The sequence below is a fragment of the Desulfobacterium sp. N47 genome (assembly GCF_051233685.1).
In the GTDB taxonomy this organism is placed as follows: domain Bacteria; phylum Desulfobacterota; class Desulfobacteria; order Desulfobacterales; family RPRI01; genus RPRI01.
Genome location: NZ_JBAMMY010000127.1, coordinates 1 through 5,644, shown reverse-complemented (window position 1 = coordinate 5,644; position 5,644 = coordinate 1). Strand labels below are relative to the sequence as shown.

General features: G+C 38.0%; 8 protein-coding genes. All 8 read left to right on the top strand.

Annotated elements, in window-relative coordinates; all coding sequences use genetic code 11:
- The first annotated feature begins 295 nt into the window (after positions 1 to 295).
- The 8 genes from VXK47_RS07915 to VXK47_RS07880 all read left to right on the top strand — a co-directional run bounded on the left by VXK47_RS07915 (position 296) and on the right by VXK47_RS07880 (position 5,308).
- The gene (locus tag VXK47_RS07915) at positions 296 to 1,216 is read left to right on the top strand and encodes a mechanosensitive ion channel family protein (protein WP_435548232.1); all 921 of its coding nucleotides are present in this window, start codon (positions 296 to 298) and stop codon (positions 1,214 to 1,216) included.
- Between the two features lie 191 nt (positions 1,217 to 1,407).
- On the top strand, positions 1,408 to 1,755 hold the full coding sequence (locus VXK47_RS07910) for a hypothetical protein (RefSeq protein ID WP_435548231.1): 348 nt from the start codon (positions 1,408 to 1,410) through the stop codon (positions 1,753 to 1,755).
- Between the two features lie 109 nt (positions 1,756 to 1,864).
- Positions 1,865 to 3,397 carry an LA2681 family HEPN domain-containing protein gene (locus VXK47_RS07905; protein ID WP_435548230.1) on the top strand — a complete coding sequence of 511 codons (1,533 nt, stop codon included), beginning with the start codon at positions 1,865 to 1,867 and terminating at the stop codon, positions 3,395 to 3,397.
- A 123-nt stretch (positions 3,398 to 3,520) separates the two neighbouring features.
- Positions 3,521 to 3,826 (top strand): type II toxin-antitoxin system MqsR family toxin, encoded by a 306-nt coding sequence (locus tag VXK47_RS07900; RefSeq protein ID WP_435548229.1) that lies wholly within the window; start codon positions 3,521 to 3,523, stop codon positions 3,824 to 3,826.
- A gap of 2 nt (positions 3,827 to 3,828) precedes the next feature.
- Positions 3,829 to 4,383: a hypothetical protein gene (locus tag VXK47_RS07895; RefSeq protein ID WP_435548228.1), complete on the top strand. Its 555-nt coding sequence runs from the start codon at positions 3,829 to 3,831 to the stop codon at positions 4,381 to 4,383.
- Positions 4,384 to 4,395: 12 nt separating this feature from the next.
- Positions 4,396 to 4,671 carry a hypothetical protein gene (locus VXK47_RS07890; protein WP_435548227.1) on the top strand — a complete coding sequence of 92 codons (276 nt, stop codon included), beginning with the start codon at positions 4,396 to 4,398 and terminating at the stop codon, positions 4,669 to 4,671.
- A gap of 51 nt (positions 4,672 to 4,722) precedes the next feature.
- Positions 4,723 to 4,983 (top strand): DUF4160 domain-containing protein, encoded by a 261-nt coding sequence (locus tag VXK47_RS07885; protein ID WP_435548226.1) that lies wholly within the window; start codon positions 4,723 to 4,725, stop codon positions 4,981 to 4,983.
- 13 nt (positions 4,984 to 4,996) lie between these two features.
- Positions 4,997 to 5,308 (top strand): DUF2442 domain-containing protein, encoded by a 312-nt coding sequence (locus tag VXK47_RS07880; RefSeq protein WP_435548225.1) that lies wholly within the window; start codon positions 4,997 to 4,999, stop codon positions 5,306 to 5,308.
- Positions 5,309 to 5,644: the final 336 nt, after the last annotated feature.

Here is a 5,644-nt window from a genome sequence, read left to right as displayed (position 1 = left end):
AAACCGCAGGACAAAACAGGAAAAGGAAAAATCAACGACATAAAATCGCCGAACAAGGCGCTTGAGTTGACGGCGGAAAGCGCGGCGGTGGCGCTACGCGGCGAGGTTCTTGGCCGCCGCAACTCAGCTTGGTCGTTCGGCGGCAAAGATAAATCCATGGCCCGAAAACCAATTTGATGTGATTCTATCGAAGTTCGATAGAGTTGACTCAAGAAAGGGGCGTTGACATACATGGTGGTAATCAAAAATTACCTGTCAGCATATTTGTTAATTTTTGCTAAAGAAGGAGAATTTTATGGATATTTTCTTGCAGCAGTTCCAGGATATTAAATGGGAACAGATCGTATTCACATGCACCCGAATCTTGGTTGTTCTGTTTTTGGCATGGTTGGGTATGGTTATTTTGCGGAAGATATTAAGAAAACTTGAACAACGTCTGCTCACACAAAGTAAAACAGCAGGAGAACCACCTTCGGAGTCCGAAAAGCGGGTGGAAACCTTAATTCGCCTAATAAGACAGGCTGCCCTTATTGTCCTTTGGGTAACCACAATTCTTATTTTACTAAAAGAGATAGGTGTTGATGTCGGGCCGATCCTGGCAAGTGCCGGTATTGTAGGGCTAGCGGTCGGTTTTGGGGCACAAAATTTGGTCCGGGACTTTATTGCAGGGTTTTTCTTTATACTTGAAAATCAAGTTCGTGTTGGTGATGTCGCCATAGTAAATGGCACTGGCGGTCTAGTCGAAAGAGTTAATTTCCGAACCATTGTATTGCGCGATTTGGGTGGAATTGTTCATATTTTCCCAAATGGCACTGTATCGACACTCAGCAATTTGACCAATGATTGGTCTGCTTATGTGTTTGATATCGGGGTTGCATATAAAGAAAATACCGACAAGGTTATTGACGTAATGAGTAGCGTTGGTTCTGAAATGAAACAAGATGAAATCCTTGGACCTTTTATGCTGGAAGAACCAGAAATTTTCGGAGTAGATAAATTTGATAACTCTGCTGTTGTTATTAAAGGCAGGATCAAGACAAAACCCATCCGCCAATGGCAGGTGGGCAGAGAATATTTACGCAGAATCAAGTTGGCTTTTGATAATGCTGGGATCGAGATACCATTTCCACACCAAACCCTCTATTTTGGAGAAGCGAGTAAACCAATTGAAGTAGCTCTTTTAGAAAAGCTGAAAGGAGAAAAAGTAGTCACATAATTTTCAGACCTTCCAAAGGGTTCAGCTGTTCAGAATGTGAAATTTTGAAATACTATAGGGTTCTCTATAACAATAAAGGAGTGCCGAACCAGGCGGTTCACTTGACGCCGAGAACGCCCGCGGCCTGGCGGGCGAGGTTGGGTGGTGGCGCAAGTGACCTTAATCGTTAGCGCAGACAACGAGGCCAGATAATGAAAATGAGAACACCCGAGTTTAAATTGATACCAATAGATGAATTCGATGCCAGAAAGGGATATTCCAGATGGATTAGCCCGGGAGTTGGAACCCACACCACAGAACGAGGATCTCTTGCTCAAGCGGATTTATGGATGGATCAACAAGGGAAATTGGTTACTCGTTTTACGAGTCGTGGCTACTCGCTTCATTTCGAAATTAGGGCGGTTTCATCAGATTTGATTCCCGATATGAAGGAGCACATCGAAGAGTTTTTGCTTGAAATGCTAATGACATGGGTAGCAGACGGTGTTGATGATGACCTGGAATGTGATGCCGTAGAATATGAAAACGAACAGAGGTAACAGTTAAGCATGACAACGGCAATGTGCCCATTTAGGCGCTAACCCGTCAGTCGAGAGGGACTGCGCAAAAGCGCGCAGCCCCTCACTTTTACGTTATACTTGAGAATAAATGATGAAAATTGATGAACTCACAAAAGACTATATTTTGCTTTCCGAGCTGTCGCAAAAAAGCAAATTGTCAGATGAAGAGGTCTTTAAGTGGATTGGAGATCTTGATATTAAATATAAAGACATTGACTCACATTTTATTTCATTTGAAGGCTTAATATCAAATATAGGTTCAGATCAAAAATCAATTCCAATTCTTAATTATGCTTTAAAAAGACTTCAAGACAAAAAAGAATCATTAGATAAAAATAAATTTTATTATGATTTTGGAAACACATTGTTCTCGAAGGCCACTATTGAATTGTCAGCAGTTGACGACTTTGACAATCTGGTTGATTTAAAAACATACCGTGAAGCGCGACAATATTTTCTGAAGGTAAAGAAAGATCAATATGGACATTATGAGCGGGCAAGAACGAACTTAGCCATTATTTATGAACGGTATGGCAGAAATTATGAAGCGATAAATGCATTTGACCAAGTGATAAAGGCAAGTCCAACTTTTGGGATGGCTTATGGGGGAAAAGCTGTTTCTCTTGAGTATTACACGAGGCTTGCCCCGCAGCAATCATTGCATCTTATCAATATTTCGTATAATTTATTACTTAAAGCCTTGTTAGATAATTCTCTGGTAGAGATAGGCAGCCGGTCCTCTTTCGAATATTATGAGTCTAAAAAGAAACAAATTGAGAAGTTTTTTGAAAGTGTTGAGTATTCACCAATTGAAATAAATCCACCCGAAAGCATTTCAAAATACCAAAAGTTCATCCTATCAAATAACCTATTTCTTAATTATGACTTCGGATACTATTATGACAAAGATAGTTTATGCGATAATTTTTTCCCAAATTTAATTGAAAAAATAAATGAAGAGAAATTTGATAAAACCCAAACAATGTCAAAGAAAACATATTTTTGTTTCCAGACATTCAATCAGTTGTTGGAAGATTTCACAACGGCAAGGTATAATTTTTTTCAATCTCTGAATCTCAACCATAAAAGGATAGATAGCCGTGTGAAATATATATACACATTGGACTATACTCAGCACTCTTTAAAATATGGTATACTAAAATCAGTTTTTGCAACGCTTTATAACTGTTTGGACAAGATAGCAAATATTATACAATTTTATTTCTCAGATGAAGAAATAGATATAAATAAAATCGATGTGTATTTTGATTGGTTCACAAAGGATGTTTTCAAAAACCTGGTTAAAGAAAAGAGAGATTTTCAGCTTTTAGCTTTTTATAGTCTCGCCATAGACATGAAAAATGGAGGGTCATATTACCATCTTAACAGAATTAGAAATAGAATAACTCATTCTTTTTTAAACATAAACGTCGATATTGGATTCGATGAAAAATATGCTGATTTTGAAGTTACAGAAGACTACTTAATCTCTGGCATTCATGATTTGTTTGTGATCGTAAAGGCTGCGATTATGTATTTATTGATTGGTATACGTAATACAAATGATCCAGAAAAAACCATGCCTATGTATGCAACTATGGAATACGATATTTACAAATAAAAGTATAACAAAGCTAATTCAGCCGACGCAAAAAGCCGCGCGGTTGATTAGCGGCGTTATCTTTTCTGCGAATACGAAAACTAAATTTTGAGGTTGACAAACGTCAACCATAAGTGTTATCTTATGATAAGAGACAAAGCCTACTACAGTAAGAAGCAAATTCGGAACTTAATATTGACAGGCAACGTTCAGATCACTGAACAAGCTCGCATGTCTGCACAAGATGATTTCGGATGGGACTTCGATGATATTTGCAATGCAATATTGGTCTTGCCTATAAAATCTTGCTATAAGGCTGAAACGAGATTCGGCAATCCTCAAATTTGGGTTGATTACTATAGAGCCTATAACTTAAAAGGTGAAGATGTTTACACACACTTTTATGTTGATAGCGATAATTTGATTATCGACTCTTTCAAGGAGATTTAAAAATGAAATGCTATACATGTGGCGATATATACAATGAGCATGAAGGCACATTAGAATTGCACAATAAAAGTATTGGTAGTTATAATATTTATTTAGCAAATTACTACAAGTGTGCGGGTTGTGGTGCATTATTATTCCCAAAGGAAACAGCAAAAAAAATTGCATCAAAAGAAGAAGAAATACGCAACAATTTAATTCGTCAATTGGCAGTTTGCGAATTTATCGTGGGAACTGAAGCCGCTGCCATATTAGGCATTACAAAACAAGCATTCCACAAACACCGTAGAATAAAAAATGGTTTCATTTACTACGCAATTATAGGGGGTAAGAAACTATACAATAAAAAATCCGTACAGCTTTTTAAAGAAACTAAAGATGGAAGATTTAATCTTTCCAAACAAATAGCTAAAGAAGTTGTCAAATATGTTTTTATACCAGCTTCTATAAGTCCTAATCATATTTCCTATATAAAAAACATAGAAGAGTCCCCGGAATATTCTTGGACTAAAAAAAATATCGCCGTAACTAATCCAAATTACAGTAGGTATATCCAGTAAAGGAGCGAGACAATGGCTAAAAAAGAAGAAAAAGGCAGTCCACCACTGGAATTAAATTTAAATCCTAGTTTGAGAACCAACTGGATTGACACGATCAATATTAGCGTTAGGGAAGACAACCTCGTATTGATCAGATTTTTAACAAATTTACCAGAAGGAATATTTGAGCAATCCAGGATAATGACGGGCAAAGAACCTTTGAGGAAGTTTATAGACCTATTTTGCTCATCATTGGACTATTACCCGTCGAAGAAAAAAAAGATAACAAGCGGGTCAAGCGGATGCTGAACAGCGCACCGCTTACCCTTGTCGTTCGCCTGATTAAAAAGGAAAACTAAAATGCCTGAGATCAGTAGGTTTTATGGTATAATCATTGCTATGTTTTTCGATGATCACAACCCGCCGCATTTTCATGCACGGTATGGCGGGGAGAAATTGGCAATAGAAATAGAGTCACTTCGGATTCTGGAGGGTCATTTTTCGCCCCGTGCGTTGGGTCTTGTAATCGAATGGGCCGTTCAGCACAGGAATGAGCTTTGGCAAAACTGGGAATTAGCGAAAAACAATCAGGCTCCAAAGAAAATTGAACCGTTGAAATAAGGGGGGGTGAGTTATGCTCAGAGATGTAATCTCAGCAAAATATAAGGGCGGATATAAAATTGAAGTAACATTTGAGGATAGTGCCTCTGGAATTGTCGATTTCTCAAAATATTTACTTGAAGGCGGGGTATTTGAAAAATTCAAGGATATGGAATTTTTCAAAAATTTTAAAATTAATGAGGAACTTGGAGTACTGACCTGGGAGGATAAAATCGATATTGCACCGGAAACACTTTATTCCGAGGCAACGAACTCCCCTCTACCTGAATGGATGAATTCGCAGCAAGGTTCGCTGGCGAACATGTCGCTTCAGCCGACCTCGTAAACTCGGCGGCTGAGCTTTTCGTTATCTTGAGCATTAAATTAAAAGATGAGAGATATGCAGCAAAATAAGATGCGCAACAGTCCTATAATATTTATACTTCTTGGGATGCTCCTTGCTGTTTTTATATTTTAGACAGTACTAAAGGCTGGAATCCATATGGTTGGTGGTTCTTAGCTACATTTGCCTCAGCAATAATAGGTGGGATTATCGGTCTTTTTTTATTCAATTACCTGAACAAGGCAAAATAATAAATAAGATTGCATAAAAGATAACAAAGCGTTACACACTCGACCGGGAACCCGCGCCTTTTTTCCAAATAACCTTGGTTGAGTTAAA